Below are 21,076 nucleotides of genomic sequence, written 5' to 3' on the forward strand. Positions count from 1 at the left end.
GGGTTCACCCGCGCGCTGTTCCGGGTCGAGGAACAGGAGCTGGGTCAGGGCGGCACCTGCAACATGACATTGCTGGTCGAGAACGCCTCGCTCTACGCCTGGGACAAGGATGACGCCGCGCCGGTGCAGGCCGCCGCGCCAATCGTCTACGACAACCGCAACAATCCGCTGATCTTGGCGCTTGATGATCTCGATAATCAACTTCGGCTTATCCTGAGCGACGATGTCATCACGCATGGCCGCGAGAAGCGCGAGATTATCCGCCAGTGGCAGGCTCTGGAGGCGGAATTTAACGCCTTGGATGCGCGTTTCACGACGCTCGGGAGCCCGGCGGATACACAGGAAGCTCGCAACGCTGCCAATGCTTCCTATCAGTCGCTGGCGACCTATCTGGCTTCTCTAAGCCCGCCTTGGCAGGACGTAGAAAGTGATACGTCGATTGACGGAGCCGAACTAAATCAACGTTGGGCCTCGGCCCGTCAGGCTTTGGAGGAGTTTGCCGCTGCGATCACCGGAAGGCCAGGCCGCGACGGCAGCAACGGCAAGGATGGCGCACCTGGCGAGGACGGCGCTGACGGGCGTACGAGCTATATCCACTATGCCTACGCCAACAGTCCTGACGGCCGCGTAGATTTCGAGCTGAGCCAGCCCAATGGCAGAGCGTACGAGGGCAGCTATACGGACTTCACGGCGGCCGACAGCAACGATCCGGCTGCGTATGTGTGGCGGGAGTACAAGGGGCCCCCGTTCGGCCTGGCGACACGCGGCGCTGCCGTTGTCGCGGGTAACACCATCATCAAGAACGGCGGCTCGCCCGCGTGGGACAGCGACGGTTATTCGACGAGCGGTTATAAGAACGGCTGCGCGATCTCGTTCAAGGCCGATCCATCTGCCGCTGCCGCCATCATGTGTGGGTTGAACACCGATCCTACGGCTGACGCCAGCTATGGATCGCTCGACTATGCCTGGTATCCTCGTGAAGACGGCAACGCCGAAATCTTTGAGAGTGGCGGCGGCTACGGCGTTTCGGTTCCCGGATATGGCGAAGGCCTGTTCGGCATGGACTATGACGGCCGATATATTCGCTACCTCTACAATCAAGAGGTGCGACGCACAGTCGACATAGGACCGGGCTTTACCTTCTACCTCGATAGCTCGATTTACACCCCGAGCGCTCGCATCCGGGACATCCAGTTCGGCAGCTACCCGACGCGTGCCAGCAATGGCGTGACGTTGATCGGTGACACGTCAACGACCCAGATCGCCGGCAACTCCGTTCGTGGAACAGGAAGCGCCGGCTGGGGGAGTGAGCATGCCCATTCCTTGGAGGCCTATTCTGGCGGCGCGAGCGCCTCCTGGACGATAGCGCCTGGTGCCGGCTCAAATAGCATGGCGGGGCTGGGGCAAGGAACAGGTACCGATCGGGGCAACGGTTACGATAGCATCACCTTTGCAATTTTTCGCCAAGATAACGGGGCCACATCAAGTAGGATTAACGGTAATGGTCATGAGGGCGGCCCAACGGTTGATATGAATAAGCCGATGGCGTGCCGCGTTCACTATGACGGCCTGCGCTACGTAAACTTCTTCATCAACGGGACACTGTTCAGCCGCTTTGAGTGGGGCAAGCAGACTGATGCTCTGCGCTTCATCGCAGCACTCGCCAGCGTCAATCCGCGCCTAGACGATATTGTGCTTACACCATCTGGCGCGAACGGCACTGATGGGCGGAACGGGCTTGATGGCACCAACGGGACAGACGGCAAGGATGGCACGAATGGCGCGTCATCGTTCGTCCACCTAGCGTACGCCGACAGTGCGGACGGCAGCGTCAACTTCACCACTGGCGCGGTCGGCGGCCGGGCTTATGTCGGCATCTACCGGGATCAGGTGGAGGCCGACAGCGGCGATTACCGGGCCTATGCTTGGTCGCGGCTGCGCGGGATCGACGGCACGAACGGCAAAGACGGTACGCCGGGCCGGCCGGGCGCGGATGGGCTCACCCCGTACACACATTTCGCCTATGCCAATTCACCGGACGGCAGCAGCCACTTTAGCACCGACGACCCTGCCGGCCGGACCTACCTGGGCGTCTATACCGACTACACCGTCGCCGACAGCACGGACTATCGGGCCTATTCGTGGTCGCTCATCAAGGGCGCGGACGGTGCGCAGGGGCCGGCTGGGATCAGCGTGCCGCAGCCGCTAGCGCTTACCGATCTGGATGGCACCCTACCGGCGGTGCTGGTGAAACCAGGCCAGACGATCACTGGTCAGGTGCGGGAGTCGTTTCAGAACAATAGCCAATCCGGCACCGTGACGATCCAGCTCCAATATCGCGTAGGCTCTGGCGGCTGGAATTACATGGACCAGCGGCAGGCAAATGTCGGCCCTGGCGAGCCGGGCGGCGTGTTCTTCAGCGCTGGCTATACCAGCCAAGCGGCCGACGACGTGCTCGTGCAAATCCGGGTGGTCAGCGACGCGCCCGGCGGCACGTCCCTGCGGACCAGCTCCCCTAACTATCTGAGGGCCTACTGATGTGGATCGTCGTCCATCAGGACACCGGCGAGATCGTCTCCGGGCCGGTCGCCGATGAGCCGACTGCCGGCGACAACGAGGAAGTGGTGCGGGCGGCGCTCGGCTATCCCGATCGGCTCACCTGGTCGCCCGACCTTCGCGGCTTCGTTGACATCGAGCGTCCGCGCTACACCTTCAACGCCTGGGTCGACCTGTTTCCCCTCGAAGAGCAGGTGGCCATCGTCACCGCGACGATGGCCGACCCGATGGCCAAGCTGATCTATGACCGGGCGCAGTCCGCGTCCGGCAGCATCGACCCAGCCGACCCGCGCACGCTGGAGGGGCTGGGCTACTTGGTCGGCAAGGGTTGGGTCAGCCAAGCGACCTACGACCGGATCGCTGCGCTATGATGGGCCGCTTCTGGCTGGGCTTGCGCCAGTTGCTCGTTGCGATCGACCAGCTCGCCTACGTCCTGATCGCCGTCCCGATCTATGTCGCGTTCGGCGGGCCTTGCCCGTCCGCTGACGAGACAATCTCCAGCCGCGTCGGCCGCGCCGCTATGAAGGGGCATCGCTGGGGCCTGGTGCTGGAAGCTATCATCGACCGGCTGTTCGTATTGCTCGGCGCACGCGCCGGCCACTGCCGGCGCAACGTCGAAACCGCCTTCCTCGGCCGCGCGCCGAAACCCTGAGGAACCCTCACATGGCAAACAGCAGCTTCGCGGCCCGCATGGTCGCGGATGGACCGGCGACGCTCGCCCCGCCCTCTTTCGAAGGCATGGGATGGTTGGTGATCCTCAACATGGGCGTGATGACGATCGCCTTTCTGGGCGGCGCGATGGTCGTCGCCAAGTTGGTCGGCGATTGGGTGAGGCACCGCCAGACAGATCCCTGGCCGTCTCCGGCTGCCATCTATCGGCTCGTGGGCATATTGTTCGCCACCGGCATCACCATTCGTTGCGGAGCCGAGGCGCTTGCTCTTTGGGGTTGGGACCCGCGCGACCCGACTTCCACCGCATTCTACCTGACCCTGAAACGCTTCCTTGATCCAATCGCCGTGATGTTCGGGTTATCCGGCCTCGCAACCTACGTGCTGTCCGAACCGGGCATGATCGAGCAGCAACGTAAAGACCCGTGGCCGATCAACATGTGGCTCGCTTGGTCCATGGTGAAGCGGATGCTGTGGCTGGGCGGCCTGACGTTCATCGCCGCGATCGGCGTGGTGTCGACGCGATGATCGGCACCGGGGGCATATACAAGGGGGGCTTCACCATGATGGCGATAGTACCAGTCGCCGCAGCAGCCCTGACGACCAAAGGCGCGACGATCGCGACCTCGCAGCCAGCTGTGTGGCACTTCTTCGGCTATCCTTTCGAAGCCGCAGGCATGATCGCGGCGCTGTTCGGCTGCGTCGCCGCGCGCTTCTGGATCGGCGCGGCGCAGGCGGTGCGTCAGGAGCATCGCTGGAGCCTGGACATGCCGGTGACCGCGATGGCCGTGGCATTGTCCGCTGCGCTCATCATCTCGCGACGTCCGGAGCCGCTCGGCGCCCTGATGTACGGTGCGGGCGTCGGTGTGCTCGGCGAGGGCGTCTTCAAGCTGGCGGAGGCCTATGTCCGCAAAGGGACAACCGCCCTTGGGTTGAACGACAGCGCCTCCGACTAAGGCGCCCCGGCTGGGTGGAATTACCGGGGCGCCAGAGCCGCAACAAAGGGGGTTCGCTCGGCCCCGCGGCCATACTGCATAGTTCCGAAGCGGTATCAATCACATAATGGAGATCAACATGGCGAAGGCTTCCGAGCCGGCGTGGCTGACGGCTGCGCGGGCGAAACTTGGCACGCGCGAGATCCCCGGCCCGACACACAACAATGCGCTCCTCGCCTTCCTGAACACCGCCGCCAAGTGGAACGGCGTGGTCTGGCGGGACGACGAAATGCCGTGGTGCGGCGGCTTCGTCGCGGCCTGCCTGGTGGCAGCCGGCGTCGAGCCGGTGAAGATCGCAGCGCGCGCCAAGAGCTGGGCTGGCTGGGGCGCGCTGCTGCGCCCAGGCCGGCTCTCGCCGGGCGCCGTGCTGGTGTTCGAGCGCGAGGGCGGCGGTCACGTCGGCTTCTACGTCGGCGAGGACGCCAGCACCTACCATGTGCTGGGCGGCAACCAGGGCAACGCCGTGTCCATCACGCGCTTAGCCAAGAGCCGTCTGGTCGCGTCGCGCTGGCCCCGCGATTGCCCCGTCAACGGCGGCCCTATTCAGCTTTCCGCGAACAGCAGGCCGGTGTCGAGCAATGAGGCTTAATCGCCCTCGCCCAGCTACTCGCCTAGTTTCGGCTTGGCTGCGCTTAGATGCTGTTGGCCTACGGCTGAGCAAGCAGCCTCAAGCAAGCGGTGCGAGGTTTCCTCGGCGGCTTCCGGCGTGAACGCGATCGCGGTTCCGCTGGGGCCCTCGACGAAAACAATCCCTTCTTCAGCACAGACACCCGACGGGTCAGTCGCCGGCTCACAGTCGATCATCACGCTACTCCAACTTTGATCGAGGTCAAAACAACAACTAACCGGAGCAATAGGTCCATGATCATGACGCTTCGTCAGGGGGCGGCTGTCGGCTTTGTCGCTCTCGCGGTCTGGATTGCGCGCCTTGACCAGCTTCGCGCCAGCTACAAAGCCGACCTCGCCCTCTGCCGGTCCGGCCGCACCATCGACCGCGCAAACGCCGAACGCGACGCCGCCAAGGCTGAGGCCGGCTGGGCGCACCAGCAGGTCGACGCCGGCAAGCAGCAGGCCGACCGCGAGGCTGCGCGCCAGCCTATCATCATCCGATCCACCGACACCGTGAGGGAATATGCGAAGACTGATGCCGGCCGCGCTCTGTGTCGCGGCGCTGACCGGGTGCGCGCGGTCGATGCCCTCGATGCCGAGCTCGCCTCGCCTGCCCGCGCCGCCAGCGGCAGCGCTGGAGCCGTGCCGGACAACGCCGCAGCACCGCCAGCCGGACGGTAGCGCCACGGCCGCCGACGACGACGCCACCATCCGTGACGGCCGCTTCGATCTCGCTGGGTGCGACGACAAGCGCCGCCTCCTCCTCGACGCCTGGCCCCGCTGAGGGGCGAAAGGAACCCAGCCTATGGCCCTGCCCGACAAGGCGCCGACATTCCTCCGGCGCATGGATCCGCGCGACAAGCTCGACCTCTACGCTGTCCTGATGCAGGGCAATGCGCTGCGGGACATCCTCCAGCCCGACGAGACGGTCACCCGCTTCGCCATCGGCCTGTCGGCGGAGGCTGCGGCGGCCGGTCTCCAGATCGGCACCGAAGACAAGGCCCCGCGCTACGCGGACCGCGTCTTCTACATGCAGCTGAGCGTCGCGCCTGTCATGCAGGGGGCCGCCATCTTCCTCAACCGGGGCATCGTCCTCGCGGTCGAGATCACCTTCGCGACCAGCTTCGACGATCGCGAGAAGACCTATTCCGTCGGCATCCAGGTGGTGAAGAAATGACCGAGCTTCCTTCGATCGCCGGGGACACCGAGCCCGGCCGGCAGGGCGTCGCCGCCTTCCCGTTCTACAGCGGACCCGTGGGTATCCGCGAGCGTGATGGCTGGTGGGACGTGGCCTTCTTCGCGCCCGAGGTGCGCGCGAAACTGCCGGTGTCCGGCAAGCTGGACGGCCGCAGCGTGCGGGTCACCGCCATCTCCACACGGCAGGCCGATCCGCAGGCAAAGCCGCGCGGCGCCATGTGCGCGATCACCGCCACCGTCATTCCGGAGGATAGCTGATGGCGAAAGCTCCCCTGTCCCAGACGCTGTTCCTCACCGAGGACGGGTCGACCGTCGCCGTGACGATCGCCGATGCAGTCACCATCCCCCCTATACTGAGGCCGCCCCCCAGCTTCACTACCGAACCTTCGATCAGCGGCACGCCGGCCGTTGGGCAGACGCTGACCGGCAATACCGGCACGATCAGCAACGGCACCGTATCAGCGGTCCAGTGGCTCCGGAACGGTGTGGCGATCAGTGGGGCAACTTCCGCGACGTACGTGCTGGTGACGGCCGACGCCGGCAAGGCCGTGACGTTCCGCGTGACGGCCACCGGCAGCGGCGGGACGGAAACCGCGACAGCGGCAGAGGTCACCATCCCCGCCTACACCGTTGCGAACACTTTAGCGGGCTCCACCCTGCCCTCAGCACAGGTCGAGGGCGAGCCGGCGATCTACGCAGCGCTGTATCCGCGCCTGTCAGCGGTCAAGTCTCAGATCCTGGCAGCGCGCGACCGGCGCATCGCTCTCACGGCACGCGTCGTGGTGCTGGAGGGCGGCACGCCAAGCACCTCGCCAGCGCCCACGCAGTCCAGCGATCCGACCTATGATCCTGCGGCGACCGTCGTCGTCAACGCTCAGCGCTGGTCGGACTTCCTCGATAACGTGGTCGCGCTGGCGACAAGCGAAGACAGCGCCTGGGCAAGCCTGCTTGCCCGCATTGCGGCGTTGGAGAACCCGCCCGTTCCTGCGGTCACGATCACCGGCACGCCACCTACGACCGGTCGGGTGGGCACCGCCTACAGCTTCACGCCGACCACGGCTAACGGGAGCGGCGCCAAGGCCTTCACGCTGTCGGCGGGCACGCTCCTGGGCGGGCTGACCTTCAACACGGCCACCGGCGCGATCAGCGGCAGTCCCACCGTCGCAGGCACCATGAGCGGGCTGGTCGTCACCGTCACCGACAGCACGGGCAGCGCCTCGACCACCGCGACCAACGTGACGATCGCAGCGGCTCAGCCGCGCGCCTTCTTCTCCGATCCCTTCTTCTCCGATCCCTTCTTCACTCGCGCTTGAGGATAAATCTATGGCTGTCGTTACCAGCTTCACCACCGGCACCAGCGCGGCTGATGCGATCGACACCTTCAATAAGATGCTGGCGGATATAGCGTCCTTAAAGCCGACCAGCACTGCCCCCTTGAAGATCGCGACCGCCGGTTCGAGCACCCCGGAACACGCCTTTACGAAGTATGGAGACTCTGTCGGCGATCCCCGTGTCACCTATTCGGACACCGGGACCAACTTCGCGACGCTGACTGCCGGTCGCATGGGCATTCGGCTGGGCAAGAAGCTGGCGGACACGTTCGGGCGCCCTGTCCAGTTCGTCACTCGCGCTTCCGGCGGAACGACGCTCGCTGGCTGGGAAGCCAACTCCAACAACATGATCACCAACCTCACGAACGCCATGAAGGCGGCCGGGGGCGTGGATTGCCTGTGGCTGCAAGCCGGTTGGAACGACATCAACACTGGTGTCCCCGCGAGCAAGGCCGCTCAGCTAGCCTTGCTGCGGTCACTCATCTCCAAGATCCGCAGCGGCTCGGGTCAAAGCAACCTGATGATCTTCATCGGCATCACACAGGACAAGAGCTTTACGCCCGAGGTGCGATATGTCCGCGAAGCGGAGATGACGGTCATCAATAACGACCCGTTCGTCCGCATTTTCTGCAACCAGTCCGACCTCCTGACCAATGACGGCGTCCACGTCCAGGACACCGCTTACGACACATTCGCCGATCGGGCATTCTTGCAGCTCAATGCGTTCTTTGCCGGCACTGCCCAGGTCCGCGGCCCCCGCATCGTTAGCACGGCGCGCGTCACCGACACGACGACTGACGTGACGTTCCAGCACAGCAACGGGAACGATTTCACGCCGACGAGTGGTGCGCTCGGGTTCAGTGTTTACGACAGCAACGGCGCCCAGATCACGGGGACCGTCACAGGAGCGCGCGTGTCCTCCACTGTCGTGCGTGTCACCCACCCGAGCGGCGTCAGCAAGATCGACTTCTATACCAACCCGCTGACGTCGCAGGCGGGGCAATCGGACCCGAACGCGCTCAAGGACAACGGCACGGTGCCGCTGCTTGCCGAGCCCAGCGAGGATCTGCTTGCTACCTCCGGTGCGGTGGTCACCCCGACCCCTACCCCCACGCCAACTCCTACTCCCACGCCGACGCCTACTCCTGCGCCGACCTACACCGCGACCGGCAAGTCAGCGCAGATGAATTACGGTGGTGACAATGTGGATACCAATCCGGCTGTGGCTGGCTGGAACAACCGCAAGGTGTCCGCGAACCCCACGCCTACGTCGGTCGTCACGCCCTCTGGGGCTAGCACCGGCTGGACCGACTATGAAACCGTCTCTGGTGTTCCGAGCACTTCGGGCGGCGCAGCGAACACTGGTGCGACGACCGGAAATAACAGCGGCGTCTACCCTGATGCAGTGATGACGTCGTACTGGTTCCACCAGAGCGACACGCCGGCAAATCACGTCTTCGGTGGCCTCGACGATACGAAAGCATACGACATCACGCTCTTCTCCTCGCGTGCCACGACTGGTCGGTTCACGGCATTCACGATCAATGGGAACACCCAGACGCTGGATGCCTCGAACAACACCACCCAGACCGTCACGTTCGCGAAAATCCGCCCGTCTGGCGGTGTCATCAATGTCGGCTGGGGCAAGGGTACGATCAGCGGAACGACAAGCGGCATTGCGTACCTGAACGCTTCGGTCGTCACCGAATATAGCATCACATAATGATGTGCTCGTACCTGTCAGCCATCGCCAATAAGCATGGGCGGCACAGCGTGTCGCCCTGTTCTGCCATGTCGCCGCAGTGATGACACAGGCCTTTGAACGGCGGTGCCGGGTACCAGCGGCGCCAGAGAGCGCGGACGCGATCAAGCATGCTTGTGCTCATCCATATTCCTCGCTCATCAGAGGGGACAACGAATGACAATCAACCTGTCTGAAACCATAGCTTTCAATGAAGGGCTGTGGAAGGACCAAGTCAGTGCTTCGGAGGCGCTCGCCGCCTCTCTTGCCGCTGCGGTCGCGGATGCGGAGGCGCGGGTAGCGGCGTTGGAGGGGGCCGGGCCGCCCGTCGGAGCATATCTGCTTGATGCGCCTGCACCGACAGCGCCTCCCTCGGCGTCCGGGGTCAACTATCGGTATATCGATTCAACCGGTGCCGATCACTACGCCGAAGCGTCCTTTGCCGCTGCCGACATCGCGGCTAGGCTTTATGTCGGCGGTGATGCGAACGGTAATCGATATCGCTTGCGCACGAACGACACGAAGCACTTCTACCTGAGTGTGCAGACTGCGGCACAAGCAGCGACAGATGGCGACGACGACGCTACCGACCTTAACGGGTTCAGCTACAATAACTTGCCGACCGGTGCCAACCTCAGCACGGATGACCCTATCAGCATCCGCTTCTCCTTTATCAAACGAGTGCTGAGGGCGACGTATAATGAGCAGCAACTTTTTTCAGTCGAGGTCGACAAACTCAACCTGGCGACTGCGGCCTCTGGGAACAAGCCTTTGACGCTCCCCCCGTCTGGCGCGCAATACGCGGGTGCAGCACAGCGCAATGCAATCTCGAACGCTGCACTACGCATCAAGCAGGTCGATGTAGTCGGAGGCAATCCGCCTCTCACGATCAACTCGGCACGCCTTGTCACCGGCTTCAAGCCGCAGACGACGATCACCTATACTGGCACGGGCGTCTCCTATCTGGGCCAGCTCGAAAGCGGTTCCGGCGGGATCATCTCGGCAGCGCAGCCGGTCGACGTGATCGAGAACAGTGTCGCCGGCACCGCAACGGTGCAGAGCAAGGCCGGCATCCCACTCCAGTTCGCCGGCCAGGTCGTCACCTTCAGGCTGATCGAGCAGCGAAATGGGGCGGCGTCGGGTGTCACCGCTACCAACGCGCAGACGCGCGGCGCTGGCATGTCCTTCACGACCAACCTGCTACAGGACTCCGACGGCTATCAGCATAGTGGACTGTCGAACCGGTTGGGCCATGGCTGGCGCAATAACATCGGCTCCACCAACCGCAGCTTGCGCGATTGGGGAGAGGATAGCCCGGAGCTGAACCGCAAGGGTGAACCCACTGCCGCAGCGATCCAGGCTGTGATGGCAGAGAATACCAGTGGCGGTGACGGCACCGGCAAGGGGCCGATCACCATGATCCGGGCACCTTACGTACCAGGCGAGCGAACCCGCGTTTGGTGGACCGGCAAGCAGACTGACGCCGAAATCTTGTACATGAACAACAACATCGGCAACCCTGTGGCTGGCACCGATGGCACCCGTTCATGGATCGATTTCGCGCATAATTTCGACCCGCTCGAACTGATCAAGCCCGGCACCCATGACAATCTTGGCGTCTGGTTCCGGATCACCAAGCCGTCGGGTACTTATCCGTCGGGCTTCGAGGCATTCCCGATCGACAGCCAAGGCAACCGCCTGCAAAAGCGGACCTGGGATGAGCGCTATGTTGCCCATCTCAAGCGCCTGTTTGGTGTGCAGCCTGGCATGACGGTGCCGCTCCTGCCGGTTGCCCTGCGGCCGATGGATCTGCTTTCTCAGATTGGCTACAACAACATCCCGCTTTCCGCGGATAAGGTGCCCTATCGCGGCGAGCGAGGCTCGCGAGGGGGGTACTCGTTTGAAACCATCCTCGATCTTTACGAAGACGTGGGCGTCGGCGGCTGGATGCTGCTGCCCTTGCAGGCGGACGAGTCCTATGTCCGTGCCGTTGCCGCACGTTGCGCGGCCTGGTGCGTGCAAAAGATGCTGTTCCTGCTCTTTGAGGGGGCCGGCAATGAGGGGTGGAATTCGTTCCAGAGCGCTTACCATGCCTTGCAGGCCATGTACGAGAGCCAGTACCCTGGGAAGGAAACGAACGAAAACGCGCGAGCGCTGAAGATGCAGGGCATCATCTCCACGCAGCAGATGATCTGGGTCAAATCTGAGTTCGACAAGGTGCCTGGTGCTACGAAGTATCTGCTGCGCGGATGCAACTTCCAGAACGCCAATATCGCCAACGCTCGCAACTTGGTCGCGACCGCGCATCCTGATTTCAAGGCGAACCACGATGTCTACATGACCGCACCGTACATCGCCGGCGGCATGGCGAAGGATCTTCCGCAGACCTACCCCGCTAGCGATGCCACGATGCGCACGTTTGTCGATCGCGCGAAAGCGCACGTGCCACTGGTCTATGCTGACGCGAAGAAGTTTCAGACCTGGGCGAAGGAAGACGAAAAGCTCTACATTCCGTATGAAGGGTTCATTGAAGACACCGGCAGTGGCGGCGTGATCACCACGCTGAAGCAAAGCGCCTATGGTACGGAACTTACCGAATACATGGCCAGCTTTTGGCGTGACAATAACGGTGGCCCGTTCGGCCTCTATTATGACCTGTCCAATGGCTGGGGCGTGGCTGCCAACATGTGTCAGATACCAGAGCTTGCCTCCAGCACTGTCCCGCCGGCATCCATGTTGATCGAAATGCGTCGTCAGGTCGATGCGGCCGTCGCGGCTGCGATCAGCGCCGGTTAAACGGTTGACTTGGTAAGCTTAATGGTAACCTCTCCCTGTCGCGGACAACGTTCCGTCACAGGGAGAATACCATGCGTCATGTCACCAGCGGGCTGCTGCTCGCCACAGCCGGGTTAGCGCTAGCTGCTCCGGCGAGCGCCGCAACTGTCGTATACCAGGGCACCTGCCAGCAACTCTGCCAGCTTCAGCAGGTCAATGGCACGGTCAACAGCGTGTCCTACTTTTATGAGTTCACGGGGTCGCAGCGGTTCGCGCCGGTAGGGTTGGCCAGCGACGGGCCGACCGTCTATAGCGCATCGGGTACCTTGCGCGTCTCGGGCGCCAAGCCCGTCGATTATTCGTATCTGGTGAATGGCTACGACACCGGGGTTGGCATAGCGTTCTATTATGACTTCCCGATCAACCAGACACTAACCGGGGATCTGTCCTATTACCAAGGCACCGGCACGTTCGAGATCGGCGCGACCTCGTTCCCGACGCTGACCTACGTGTCCGGCCGTGGCGTCAATCTCAGCCAGCAGCTTGGCGGTAGCCCGGGCGATAGCCCGTATCGGATCGTCATCGACTATGACGTGGCACCGTTTGTCCCCGAGCCGTCGACCTGGGCGCTGATGCTCGCCGGCTTCGGCATGGTGGGTTTCGCGATGCGCCGCCGCAAGGTCGCGTTCGCCTAACAACACGGGGTCGGCTGCGGTCGGCCCCTACCCAAGCCCCGCCGACTGACAATCTCTAAAGGCCAAGCAACCCGGATCGGCCTGCTCGCGGAGCCAGGCGGCGCAACTTCATGCGGTAATCGACCGCTGGCGTCGAACTGAGCGAGTAGCCAACGAACTGGAATAGCGGCTCGGAGCCAGGGAAAGCCATGTCGCGGCTCGCCAGCTATGTGCTACCCGATCTTCCGCCGGTCAGGTGTGTCATCGCGCTCACCCTGTTGAGCGTCATAAGCGCTCTGATCGGGCGATATCGGTACCGCACCTGTTCGGTCGAAACCGATGTGTGGGTCGATGATCAGATGCGGCGCTTGATCGGCGAGAGCGCGCCGGTTGGCACTGAACTTCGCCAGGACTGCAGACGGGTGGGGCTCGGTGACGACGCTTCGCCGGCGACCAGTCCTGATTTGCCACAGAGCTTGCCGGCGTTTGTCGTGGAGGTCGAGGGCGGGATCGTGCCGGTGAAATCGATCACGGGAAAAGCCGACTTGCACCGGCGCAACCTTCAAGGGACTTAGGGCATCGTTGCGTTCGCTTAGGCGGTTACATAGTGCGGTCAGCCAATTCGGCCGCTCAAACAGCCATTCCAGATGAGCACGCTTGGCCACAAAGTAGAACAGCAAAGACGCTGCCATCAACAGGATGGTTGTCATCAGAGGCGCTAGCGATCCGTTCACCGTAGCTATCGGCTTGCGTATGATCATCAGCAGCGGCAGGTGGATGACATAGATCGGCAGAGTGTGACGCCCCAGTAAGGACAATCGTCTCGCGCCGGGCACCAAATCAACGGCGATGCGGATCAGGTACAGCACAGACAGGCAAATCAACAACCGTTGTGGCCCGCCTAGCAGATCATGACCCGACCATGATCGCAGGAGCTTGGCTGTAGCTGCCGTCATGATCGCTGCAGAGATCAGCTTTACCATCAAGGATCGCGAGATTTCGGCTCTCAACACTTGCTCAATTTCTGGTCGATATAGCAATCCCGCATAGAACATCAGTGCATAGATCGCAGCATTTTCGTAGCTATACGTCTCAATATTCAAGAAGCCTGCATAGTTCGCGACACCTAGTGCAACCGATCCAAAAAGAATGACCTGTCGCGGCAACAGCCGCACTATCGGAATCGATAGGGTGAACAGCGTCAGAACCCAAAGAAACCACAGCACTGTGACTGGCCTAGGCAAATTCTGTGCATAGTTAGAAAACGAGAATTCGTTTCCAAATGGCGTAAGCACTAACAGCGGCACCAACCAGACAAGATAAATCCAGGAGAAGTGCGCCAACCGATCAATCGTCTTGTGGAATGGGCGCGACAGCAGAGAGTGCGCCAAGAATCCACTCACCAGCATCAAGGCCGGCATCCGAAACGAGGTTAGACCCTTCTGCACCATACCAAACACGGGATGGACGTATGTATAGCCGCCCCAGAGCAACACATGTCCAAAAACCATGGCGGCTACGGCGATTCCTCGCGTGGCGTCCAAGACCTCCAGTCGCTGTTTCATATCACCGCTCCTGTAGGAAACCGTGTTACGCGACGTTCAAAGCTTGGGAGCGATCCTGAGTGGTTACGTCCAGGATGCTGCCCCTTTCTTCAAAAGGGGGTATAATCGTTATGGTTAATGAGCAACGTTATACTGATCCGAAGTGGCTATTTCGGGACGAAATGCTGTCGCAATCGAATGCTCTTAGGCCGTAAGCAAGGCCCGCCAAGCGGCAACACCCATCTCGCGGATCTTCAGTTGCAACGTCGGCCCCGTATCTGCCCGGGGTGTAGCGATCTCGTTCGCCGAGATTGGACGAGAACCGTTCGGCGCGGTGCAGCCTTAGGTGCGGCTGCGGCACCCAAGGCTATGGTCGGGAACGGGCTGCCAATTGCGCCCGCGCAGCGTCTGCAAAGAAGGCGGAGCGGTTAGGCGCCGCCGCATCGATTGCGCGCAGCAGGTTCGCGTCGATTGACACCAGCACTCGCTCGACCTTGGCTGGCACGTCAACACGGATCATGACCCGGGCCACGTCGTCCGCCCCCTCGACCTCCTGGATGGCGTCGAGGTCGGACGGGTCGGGGATGTTATCCTTGTCCCTCGTCATGCCCTCGACGTGCAGGGCGAGAGCCTGCTCACCCGCAAGGCACGCCGCGCTCACAGTCGTGCCGCTGGCGATACACCCAGGAAAGTCGGGGAAGGTGACGCCATAGCCACTGACGCTGCGACCAATGATGGCGGGATAGTAGGTGGCGGGCATATCGGCTTCCTTGCTACATGCGTCATGGTAGAGCGAGGATATTCGGTCGAGGGCCCAAGCCCGGCCCCGGTGGCTATTGACGCAGCCAGCATGTTGCGATCACCTTGAACACGCCGCGGCGGCTAATCAAAAGATAGCCGATGGCTGGATGACATGTCTCACCAATCAACTTACCCACCCCATTCGCTGATAGGTCAGCACGATTGTCAATTCTTCATTTGACGGCAGTAGCTGCATAGTGGCTTCCTCCGCTGTACGACTGAAGAATTCAGATCAGGAGGCATGACATGGTCGATTTCGCTGCGTCTCGGTTCGAGGTGGCTTTGTCATGATGGCCGTAGCGCTTCTCCTGTCCATGGCTGTTGCTGATCCCGCCGCATCGCAGAGCGACCCTAGGCCACATCGGATTTGCCGCAAGATTGTGCCGACAGGCACCATGCTCGCCCGCTCCTTCTGCCTGACTGCTGCCGAGTGGAAACAATTCGACGCGGAGAACGAGGCGAACCACGGTCGAAACCGTACGACTATGGCCAAGGCCCTACCAACGGCAGATTAATTGACGGGACCTGCGACGGCTGCCCCTGCTCCATCACCACTACCTGATGGGCTCATAATCAGCTTTTCGTTCCGCCGCGCCGCGGCCTAACTGGTTTGGGGCATTTCAAGGTTTCCACGCTTGAGTTCTCGCTCGTACCGTGTCCGGGTTACGCCGTCCCATACCGGGATCGGTGCGGTTAACCATGTGCTTGTTAACTACCACGCCTGCTAGCAAGATAGCCGCAACGGAGAAAACTAATCCAAAAAAGGGGGAAATTTAGATGAAGAAGACGATAGCTGCGGCAGCGTTCGCCTTCGCCCTGTTTTCGGCTGGGTCAGCACAGGCTGAAATTACGGTCTACACATCACAATCCGATTTCGCGGCGGCTGTGTCCAGGATCGGCACCGACACGTTCGACGGCTTCAACATAACGGGTACCACGCCGTCTCCGATCAATCGTATGGCTGGCGACTACAGCTACACGGCGTCTGTTGCTGACACCTTTTTCGGCGCTGGCAGCGAGTCCGATCAGTGGCTTTCGACTAACTTCTCAGACGACATCATCACGTTTAGCAACTTTTCCAACAGCGTTTCCGCTGTTGGAGGATTTTTCTTCACGTCTGATCTCAGCGGTGCGTTCGCACCCGGATCAGTCGTTTTGACTGCGACCGACTCGCTCGGCGCAACCGTGACCCGTACGATTGAAATGTCAGCGACTTCGTCGTTCCTTGGGTTTTCAACTGACGGGCTGATTGGCTCAATCACCCTCGCTTCAGTCCTGTCGAATGGCCCGATTTTCCCCACCGCCAATAACCTGATGCTAGGTCAAGTTGCTGCGGTCCCTGAACCCGCCACCTGGGCGATGATGTTGCTGGGCTTTGGCATGGTTGCCGTTGCATCTCGCTATCGTCGTCGGTCTTCAAAGGTCTCGTTCTCCTGACCTGATGCCGAGCAGAACTGTCACCTTCGTTCCGTAAGGTTGCATGGGAGCCGCCGGCTGAAAGGCCGGCGGCCTCACAACCCCTCGCTTTAGCGGCAATCACCCATGTGGTAGCGCCGCCAATATTGATCCCAGCGAACAGCCGCACCTGCTGCGATAGCTGCGCAAGATAGCAATCTGCCGTCCGGCAAGGTGCAGCGCGCTACAATCCGAGCGTAGCTGATACCTACGGGCTGACATGTGAGACGTTGGCGGAGCACTAGCCGCGACACGATGCGCTTGCTGCGATCTGCAGCCTCATCGTCGCAGAGATAGGCTCGACGTTGCCCTGCCCTTCGGCGACATGGGGCGGCAGCTTCATAGTCTGGCGCTTGGATGCCTGCGACGCGCACCTTCTCCCCTGATCGGCACCACAGCGGACCGTCACCGTCATGCACCCGCACAACCTCACAGACGAATGGCGGCATCATTTTACTAACATTGCGTGCCGGGCGGCGACTCCCATCTCGCGGAACTTCCATTGCCAGGTCGGCCCAGCATCCTCCCAGGGGGTCGCGACTTCGAACTCGCCCTGGCGGCTGTCCCACATGGCTTTGGCCAGATGCTCGATCACGGCTTGCTCGTCGTTGCTGGTGCACAATAGGCAGCGGGCCATCATCGTTTCCTCAGTTCGGGATGCGGGTGCGGCTCGTCTAGATCCCAGACGCCGGGCTTGGACCCGGTGCCGAAGCCGGAAAGGTCGGGCTGCAGGATCACTGTCTCGCTTTCCGGCGCGCCCATGATGCGGGAGGTCAAATCCTCGACCAGCATGTCATGCGCGCGGGCATGCTGCAGCTCCAGCGTCTTTTTCACATAGGGCGGCGCCACCGCGATCGCTACGCGGATCGTCGTCGCCAGCTCGGCGCGCGTTACCAGCCTCATGCCCGCCGCCACAGGTCGCGGACGCCGAGCGCGCGCTGGTCGACCCCGAAGAAGTCGGCAAGCCGTGCATGCTCTTCCGAGCGCAGGGCCGTCGGCACGCCGTCTGCGACGAACCGTCCTAGGTAGCCCGACGGCCGGTCCAGCATGCGCGACAGCGCGGCGAGCGTCACCCGGTCGCCCTGCCCCGCCATGATCGTCAGCAGCGCCTTCCGCGGATCCGGCTCCCGCTTGTCGATGGCGGCCGGCCGATCGGCCGGCGGCCGGCGGCCCAGGTGATCACGATAGTAGTGCGGCCCATGGTGGCCATCATCGCGGATGCAGGCGTACCCCCCTGCCCGCTTCGCGCGGCAGCTGTCGTAGACATAGGTCACGTCGCACGCTGCATGCACCATCAGTATGCAAAGCCTCCGAACGGCAGAATCCCACGACCGAACGGCACTCGCACGAAGCATCCTTCGAACGAACGAAACTGATGGTCGCCATCGTGGCCAGCCGGAAAGAGGCAGATGGTCTGCCCGCCCGGTCCAGCGGCGCGACAATGGCCATTGCCGATGATGAAGTGCGGCACTGATAGCCGTAGAATCTCAGCACTCAATGAACAGTCACCGAAGCCAGAATACGGTCAACGCAGTGAGCGAGGCTTACCCAGCGATCGAACTGTTCGGTATCGGCAAGCGGGGTCAATCGGGCGCCTTCGGTGGCGAACACCCAAGCTGCCTGCGGACAGCCGCCCGTGAAGGCAACCAAGGTAAACGCCTGTTCCATGTCCTGCATAAGAGCCTCCGACTCATCGTAGCTCCTACTACCCTGTTCTCTATATGTTCGCAATCCTGCGGCAAACCGGCCTATCGTCGGGCTTATGGGCCGCCACGAGTAGATCAGCATAGAACGAGCCGTGACGGTTTTGCGGCAGGTAATGTCCGATCGCAGCCCTGACGCCTGCCGAACCTATGCCGTCCGCTTGGCGCTGCACACGCTATGGCCACTCCGCCCATAGACATGGGTAAGCCTCCGGGCTGGGCCGTTACGACCGAAAGCAGCCGTTCCACAGTCGCCCATCCCCAGTCATTTACGGGCTCTTCTCGCCCATCCAACTTCCGCCATCCGTTAACGTTAAAAAAACACTAGATGCCAATGCGATGGCGGCGGCCCGCCACGGCAAAGGCATTTCGTGCGCTATCCAGCGGCACGAAGGTAGCGCCGGAAGGTTAGCGCTTCAAAGGAGCGCGACATGGACCAGTCACAAACCAGGCAAGACGGCAGTGGTGTCGAGAGCGCATCGAATGCCACCGTAACACCGGCGCAGGTGCCTGGCCTCAATGGCTTGCTGGGCTTGGCGGTGGGCGTGGTTGTAATCGCGGGACTTTTTTTCGCCAAGGACGTGTTGATCCCAATTACACTAGCGGTACTTTTGTCCTTCGTCCTTTCACCAATCGTCGCAGCGCTACGCCGGCTGCGAGTGCCACGCGGCTTCGCCATCATGCTGGCGGTGCTGAGTGCATTAGCGACTTTGGGCGGCATCGGCACCATGGTCGGAATGCAGGCGGCCTCTCTCGCCAACAACGCCCCGGCGTATTCGGAAACGATCCAGGCAAAGGTCGATCGTGTCCAACACTTTGCCGCCAATCAGCTTCGCATTCTGACTCCAGCCACACCCAGGCCGGCTCCGTCTTCGATCGATGGCGCTGCGGTCAGAGGTACCAAAACGAACCCACTGGAAGTCAGGATCAGCGAGCGAAAGACACCGATACTCGAACAGGTCGGCGGCTATCTGGAGCCGATCGTCGCTCCCTTCGAAACCTTCGTGATCGTTCTGGTCGTGGCCATCTTCATCCTGATGCAAAAGGAGGATCTGCGGGACCGGCTCATTCGACTGTTCGGATCCTCCGATCTGCATCGAACCACCGCCGCGATGGACGATGCCGGCAAAAGGCTCAGTCGCTACTTCCTCTCACAGCTCGCTGTTAATGCGAGCTTCGGCTTGATCGTGGGTACCGGGCTGTGGCTGATCGGGCTGCCCGTCCCGGCTCTCTGGGGTATCCTTGCCGGCATCTTGCGCTTCGTTCCCTATATCGGGGCACTGCTCGGTGCGACGCTACCGCTGGCGATCGCCGCCGGCGCCGATCCCGGCTGGACGACGATGCTGGAGGTCGTCGCGCTGTTCGTCATCCTCGAACCGTTGATCGGCTATGTCGTGGAGCCTCTGCTCTATGGCCACTCGACGGGCCTCTCGCCGCTTTCCGTCGTGCTGGCGGCGGTATTCTGGACATGGATATGGGGGCCGGTCGGCCTCGTCCTGTCCATGCCCCTCACCCTCTGTCTCGTTGTGCTCGGGCGACATATCCCTAGCCTGGAGTTTCTCGATGTCCTGCTCGGCGACCGGCCAGCGCTGACCCCGGTCGAAAGCTTCTATCAGCGGATGCTCGCAGGCGATCCGGACGAGGCGCTCGCCCAAGCGGAAACCCAGCTCGCCGAACGCTCGCTGACGGCCTATTATGATGAAGTGGCGCTACCGGCGCTCAAGCTCGCTGCGGCCGATGTTGCCCGCGGCGCGATCGATCGCGCCAAGGTTGGTCGTATCGTGGATGGCATGCTGGAACTGGTCAGCGAACTGTCCGAAGCCGACGACACGGCCAGTGCGGCCAATACTCCCGAGCCTCCGCTCAACCCGGTGCCAGAGGTCGCTGCGGGGTTTGCTGAAACCGCCCCCCATGTGCTTCCAGAAGCCCCGGCCGACTGGCGCACGGAGGGATCGATCCTGTGTGTCGCAGGCCGAGGCGTCTTGGACGATGCGGTGACCGCGATGATGGCGCAGCTTCTCACCAAACGCGGCTTTGGTGTCCGCCGGGTGACCCATGACGCAGGATCACGTGCCAATATCGGCAACCTGGACGCGTCGAATGCGCGACTGGTCTGCGTCTCCTATCTCGAGATCGGCGGAGCGCCTTCTCATCTGCGCTACCTCGTTCGGCGCCTGCGTGCGCGTACCGGTGCCGTTCCTATCCTGGTCGGGCTTTGGCCAGAGGGTGAAGCAGCCTTGAGCGACCTGCAGATCCAACGTGCGCTGGGTGCCGACCACTATATTGGTTCGCTTGGCGGTGCTGTGGAAACGTGTCTGGCCACCGCTACCACGGCGAGGGGAGAGGCAACTGCGTAATTTGGGTAGCAGGGTAGGTGTACAAGCCGTTCGTCTAAACGAATGGCCGCTTGCCGGATTGGGTTGCCCTAGAACTGACAGGCCGCTCTCCTCCTACAAGCGACCATTCCGTTACCGCCCAGGTGCAGCCATTGGGACGTTCCTGCGGCAAGTCCTTTAGTGGACGGTCGTAGGATCTAATGGCCAGCGTCCCGCCTGAATTATCTCTGCTAACCCTGACACGGTGAGCGGCCGCAACTCGGCACCGAACCAGCGTGAGAAGAGCCATGAGGCGGCAAAGAAGACTGTCACTGCTAAGCCGTAGGCCATGATTTTTGGCCAACCATAACGACCAACAATGATGCCAGCGGCGCCGCCGCATACTAGGAGCAAAGGGATGCCGAGGAGGATCGATCGCCAGCCCGCCCCCTCGGAGTTGAAAAACAGCTTCCATTGTTTGTCTAAGGCTTCAAAGTCAGTGCCGAAATCAACGTGTAGCCGCTGCAAGAGTTCTGCCGCATCATCGCCATCGATACCAAGATCGTGGACAATACGGGCGTCATTGGTCACGTCCGCGGCAGGAATGCCGTGCTCCTCGATCAGCAGCCTGCGGAGCTGGGCGATAGGCTCTTCGGTCATTGTATCAAACTAGCATGCCGCTGAACGTCCGCAATCCTCCCATAAGCGGCC

Annotated in this window: 21 protein-coding genes and 1 pseudogene; 15 read left to right on the forward strand and 7 right to left on the reverse strand. The window is 61.9% G+C overall.

The genetic code is table 11. The annotated features are described in order from the left end of the window. The 13 genes and pseudogenes from GGQ96_RS19975 to GGQ96_RS21605 all read left to right on the forward strand — a co-directional run. Positions 1–2,538, forward strand: a pseudogene (locus tag GGQ96_RS19975) (hypothetical protein); the annotation flags it as partial. Beyond that, positions 2,538–2,927, forward strand: a complete 390-nt coding sequence (locus tag GGQ96_RS21600) for a hypothetical protein (protein WP_246360743.1) — start codon at positions 2,538–2,540, stop codon at positions 2,925–2,927. The pseudogene GGQ96_RS19975 and the gene GGQ96_RS21600, both read left to right, overlap by 1 nt. Next, positions 2,924–3,208, forward strand: a complete 285-nt coding sequence (locus GGQ96_RS19985) for a hypothetical protein (protein ID WP_246360744.1) — start codon at positions 2,924–2,926, stop codon at positions 3,206–3,208. Before GGQ96_RS21600 ends, GGQ96_RS19985 begins: the two co-directional genes overlap by 4 nt. A gap of 11 nt (positions 3,209–3,219) precedes the next feature. Further along, entirely contained in the window at positions 3,220–3,753 is a 534-nt protein-coding gene (locus GGQ96_RS19990; protein WP_184117026.1) for a hypothetical protein, read from the forward strand. Beyond that, complete coding sequence (locus GGQ96_RS19995) at positions 3,750–4,181, forward strand: hypothetical protein (protein ID WP_246360745.1); 432 nt, start codon at positions 3,750–3,752, stop codon at positions 4,179–4,181. Before GGQ96_RS19990 ends, GGQ96_RS19995 begins: the two co-directional genes overlap by 4 nt. A 118-nt stretch (positions 4,182–4,299) precedes the next feature. Further along, on the forward strand, positions 4,300–4,809 hold the full coding sequence (locus GGQ96_RS20000; protein WP_184117027.1) for a TIGR02594 family protein: 510 nt from the start codon (positions 4,300–4,302) through the stop codon (positions 4,807–4,809). Between the two features lie 272 nt (positions 4,810–5,081). Continuing rightward, positions 5,082–5,510 (forward strand): hypothetical protein, encoded by a 429-nt coding sequence (locus GGQ96_RS20005; RefSeq protein ID WP_184117028.1) that lies wholly within the window; start codon positions 5,082–5,084, stop codon positions 5,508–5,510. A gap of 124 nt (positions 5,511–5,634) precedes the next feature. Next, positions 5,635–6,006 carry a hypothetical protein gene (locus GGQ96_RS20010; RefSeq protein ID WP_184117029.1) on the forward strand — a complete coding sequence of 124 codons (372 nt, stop codon included), beginning with the start codon at positions 5,635–5,637 and terminating at the stop codon, positions 6,004–6,006. Next, on the forward strand, positions 6,003–6,284 hold the full coding sequence (locus GGQ96_RS20015) for a hypothetical protein (RefSeq protein ID WP_184117030.1): 282 nt from the start codon (positions 6,003–6,005) through the stop codon (positions 6,282–6,284). Before GGQ96_RS20010 ends, GGQ96_RS20015 begins: the two co-directional genes overlap by 4 nt. Then, on the forward strand, positions 6,284–7,339 hold the full coding sequence (locus GGQ96_RS20020; protein ID WP_184117031.1) for a putative Ig domain-containing protein: 1,056 nt from the start codon (positions 6,284–6,286) through the stop codon (positions 7,337–7,339). The genes GGQ96_RS20015 and GGQ96_RS20020 overlap by 1 nt, the downstream gene beginning before the upstream one ends. Before the next feature lie 10 nt (positions 7,340–7,349). Then, positions 7,350–9,080, forward strand: a complete 1,731-nt coding sequence (locus GGQ96_RS20025) for a sialate O-acetylesterase (RefSeq protein ID WP_184117032.1) — start codon at positions 7,350–7,352, stop codon at positions 9,078–9,080. A 195-nt stretch (positions 9,081–9,275) separates the two neighbouring features. Further along, positions 9,276–11,894 (forward strand): hypothetical protein, encoded by a 2,619-nt coding sequence (locus tag GGQ96_RS20030; protein WP_184117033.1) that lies wholly within the window; start codon positions 9,276–9,278, stop codon positions 11,892–11,894. 71 nt (positions 11,895–11,965) lie between these two features. After that, positions 11,966–12,568: a PEPxxWA-CTERM sorting domain-containing protein gene (locus tag GGQ96_RS21605; RefSeq protein WP_184117034.1), complete on the forward strand. Its 603-nt coding sequence runs from the start codon at positions 11,966–11,968 to the stop codon at positions 12,566–12,568. Between the two features lie 212 nt (positions 12,569–12,780). On the opposite strand, the gene GGQ96_RS20040 is transcribed toward GGQ96_RS21605, so the two are convergent. Both GGQ96_RS20040 and GGQ96_RS20045 read right to left on the reverse strand, forming a co-directional pair. Further along, positions 12,781–14,112 (reverse strand): acyltransferase family protein, encoded by a 1,332-nt coding sequence (locus GGQ96_RS20040; protein ID WP_184117035.1) that lies wholly within the window; start codon positions 14,110–14,112, stop codon positions 12,781–12,783. Positions 14,113–14,458: 346 nt separating this feature from the next. After that, positions 14,459–14,851, reverse strand: coding sequence for a type II toxin-antitoxin system HicB family antitoxin (locus GGQ96_RS20045; protein ID WP_184117036.1), 393 nt, complete (start codon positions 14,849–14,851; stop codon positions 14,459–14,461). An 818-nt stretch (positions 14,852–15,669) separates the two neighbouring features. On the opposite strand from GGQ96_RS20045, the gene GGQ96_RS20050 reads away from it, so the two are divergent. After that, on the forward strand, positions 15,670–16,329 hold the full coding sequence (locus GGQ96_RS20050) for a PEPxxWA-CTERM sorting domain-containing protein (protein ID WP_246360746.1): 660 nt from the start codon (positions 15,670–15,672) through the stop codon (positions 16,327–16,329). A gap of 466 nt (positions 16,330–16,795) precedes the next feature. Here GGQ96_RS20050 and GGQ96_RS20055 read toward each other — a convergent pair whose 3' ends face one another. The 4 genes from GGQ96_RS20055 to GGQ96_RS20070 all read right to left on the reverse strand — a co-directional run bounded on the left by GGQ96_RS20055 (position 16,796) and on the right by GGQ96_RS20070 (position 18,024). Then, positions 16,796–16,987, reverse strand: coding sequence for a hypothetical protein (locus GGQ96_RS20055; RefSeq protein ID WP_184117037.1), 192 nt, complete (start codon positions 16,985–16,987; stop codon positions 16,796–16,798). After that, positions 16,984–17,250, reverse strand: a complete 267-nt coding sequence (locus GGQ96_RS20060; protein WP_184117038.1) for a hypothetical protein — start codon at positions 17,248–17,250, stop codon at positions 16,984–16,986. The genes GGQ96_RS20055 and GGQ96_RS20060 overlap by 4 nt, the downstream gene beginning before the upstream one ends. After that, positions 17,247–17,621, reverse strand: coding sequence for a hypothetical protein (locus tag GGQ96_RS20065; RefSeq protein WP_246360747.1), 375 nt, complete (start codon positions 17,619–17,621; stop codon positions 17,247–17,249). The genes GGQ96_RS20060 and GGQ96_RS20065 overlap by 4 nt, the downstream gene beginning before the upstream one ends. A 220-nt stretch (positions 17,622–17,841) precedes the next feature. Further along, positions 17,842–18,024: a hypothetical protein gene (locus tag GGQ96_RS20070; RefSeq protein WP_184117039.1), complete on the reverse strand. Its 183-nt coding sequence runs from the start codon at positions 18,022–18,024 to the stop codon at positions 17,842–17,844. Positions 18,025–18,481: 457 nt separating this feature from the next. Here GGQ96_RS20070 and GGQ96_RS20075 point away from each other — a divergent pair, with 457 nt between their 5' ends. Continuing rightward, positions 18,482–20,407: an AI-2E family transporter gene (locus tag GGQ96_RS20075; protein WP_184117040.1), complete on the forward strand. Its 1,926-nt coding sequence runs from the start codon at positions 18,482–18,484 to the stop codon at positions 20,405–20,407. Positions 20,408–20,563: 156 nt separating this feature from the next. On the opposite strand, the gene GGQ96_RS20080 is transcribed toward GGQ96_RS20075, so the two are convergent. After that, complete coding sequence (locus GGQ96_RS20080; RefSeq protein WP_184117041.1) at positions 20,564–21,025, reverse strand: acyl carrier protein; 462 nt, start codon at positions 21,023–21,025, stop codon at positions 20,564–20,566. Positions 21,026–21,076: the final 51 nt, after the last annotated feature.

The organism is Sphingomonas abaci, assembly GCF_014199625.1.
Lineage (GTDB): Bacteria > Pseudomonadota > Alphaproteobacteria > Sphingomonadales > Sphingomonadaceae > Sphingomonas > Sphingomonas abaci.

Excerpts from the sequence above, each read along its gene's own strand:
- GGQ96_RS20020 (WP_184117031.1), top strand. The coding sequence starts at position 6,284 with ATGGCGAAAGCTCCCCTGTCCCAGACGCTGTTCCTCACCGAGGACGGG.
- GGQ96_RS20000 (WP_184117027.1), top strand. The coding sequence starts at position 4,300 with ATGGCGAAGGCTTCCGAGCCGGCGTGGCTGACGGCTGCGCGGGCGAAA.
- GGQ96_RS20070 (WP_184117039.1), bottom strand. The coding sequence starts at position 18,024 with ATGCAGGACATGGAACAGGCGTTTACCTTGGTTGCCTTCACGGGCGGC.
- GGQ96_RS21605 (WP_184117034.1), top strand. The coding sequence starts at position 11,966 with ATGCGTCATGTCACCAGCGGGCTGCTGCTCGCCACAGCCGGGTTAGCG.
- GGQ96_RS20040 (WP_184117035.1), bottom strand. The coding sequence starts at position 14,112 with ATGAAACAGCGACTGGAGGTCTTGGACGCCACGCGAGGAATCGCCGTA.
- GGQ96_RS19995 (WP_246360745.1), top strand. The coding sequence starts at position 3,750 with ATGATCGGCACCGGGGGCATATACAAGGGGGGCTTCACCATGATGGCG.
- GGQ96_RS20075 (WP_184117040.1), top strand. The coding sequence starts at position 18,482 with ATGGACCAGTCACAAACCAGGCAAGACGGCAGTGGTGTCGAGAGCGCA.
- GGQ96_RS20045 (WP_184117036.1), bottom strand. The coding sequence starts at position 14,851 with ATGCCCGCCACCTACTATCCCGCCATCATTGGTCGCAGCGTCAGTGGC.
- GGQ96_RS20060 (WP_184117038.1), bottom strand. The coding sequence starts at position 17,250 with ATGAGGCTGGTAACGCGCGCCGAGCTGGCGACGACGATCCGCGTAGCG.
- GGQ96_RS20050 (WP_246360746.1), top strand. The coding sequence starts at position 15,670 with ATGAAGAAGACGATAGCTGCGGCAGCGTTCGCCTTCGCCCTGTTTTCG.
- GGQ96_RS20005 (WP_184117028.1), top strand. The coding sequence starts at position 5,082 with ATGATCATGACGCTTCGTCAGGGGGCGGCTGTCGGCTTTGTCGCTCTC.
- GGQ96_RS20080 (WP_184117041.1), bottom strand. The coding sequence starts at position 21,025 with ATGACCGAAGAGCCTATCGCCCAGCTCCGCAGGCTGCTGATCGAGGAG.
- GGQ96_RS19990 (WP_184117026.1), top strand. The coding sequence starts at position 3,220 with ATGGCAAACAGCAGCTTCGCGGCCCGCATGGTCGCGGATGGACCGGCG.
- GGQ96_RS20025 (WP_184117032.1), top strand. The coding sequence starts at position 7,350 with ATGGCTGTCGTTACCAGCTTCACCACCGGCACCAGCGCGGCTGATGCG.
- GGQ96_RS21600 (WP_246360743.1), top strand. The coding sequence starts at position 2,538 with ATGTGGATCGTCGTCCATCAGGACACCGGCGAGATCGTCTCCGGGCCG.
- GGQ96_RS20010 (WP_184117029.1), top strand. The coding sequence starts at position 5,635 with ATGGCCCTGCCCGACAAGGCGCCGACATTCCTCCGGCGCATGGATCCG.
- GGQ96_RS20055 (WP_184117037.1), bottom strand. The coding sequence starts at position 16,987 with ATGATGGCCCGCTGCCTATTGTGCACCAGCAACGACGAGCAAGCCGTG.
- GGQ96_RS19985 (WP_246360744.1), top strand. The coding sequence starts at position 2,924 with ATGATGGGCCGCTTCTGGCTGGGCTTGCGCCAGTTGCTCGTTGCGATC.
- GGQ96_RS20030 (WP_184117033.1), top strand. The coding sequence starts at position 9,276 with ATGACAATCAACCTGTCTGAAACCATAGCTTTCAATGAAGGGCTGTGG.
- GGQ96_RS20015 (WP_184117030.1), top strand. The coding sequence starts at position 6,003 with ATGACCGAGCTTCCTTCGATCGCCGGGGACACCGAGCCCGGCCGGCAG.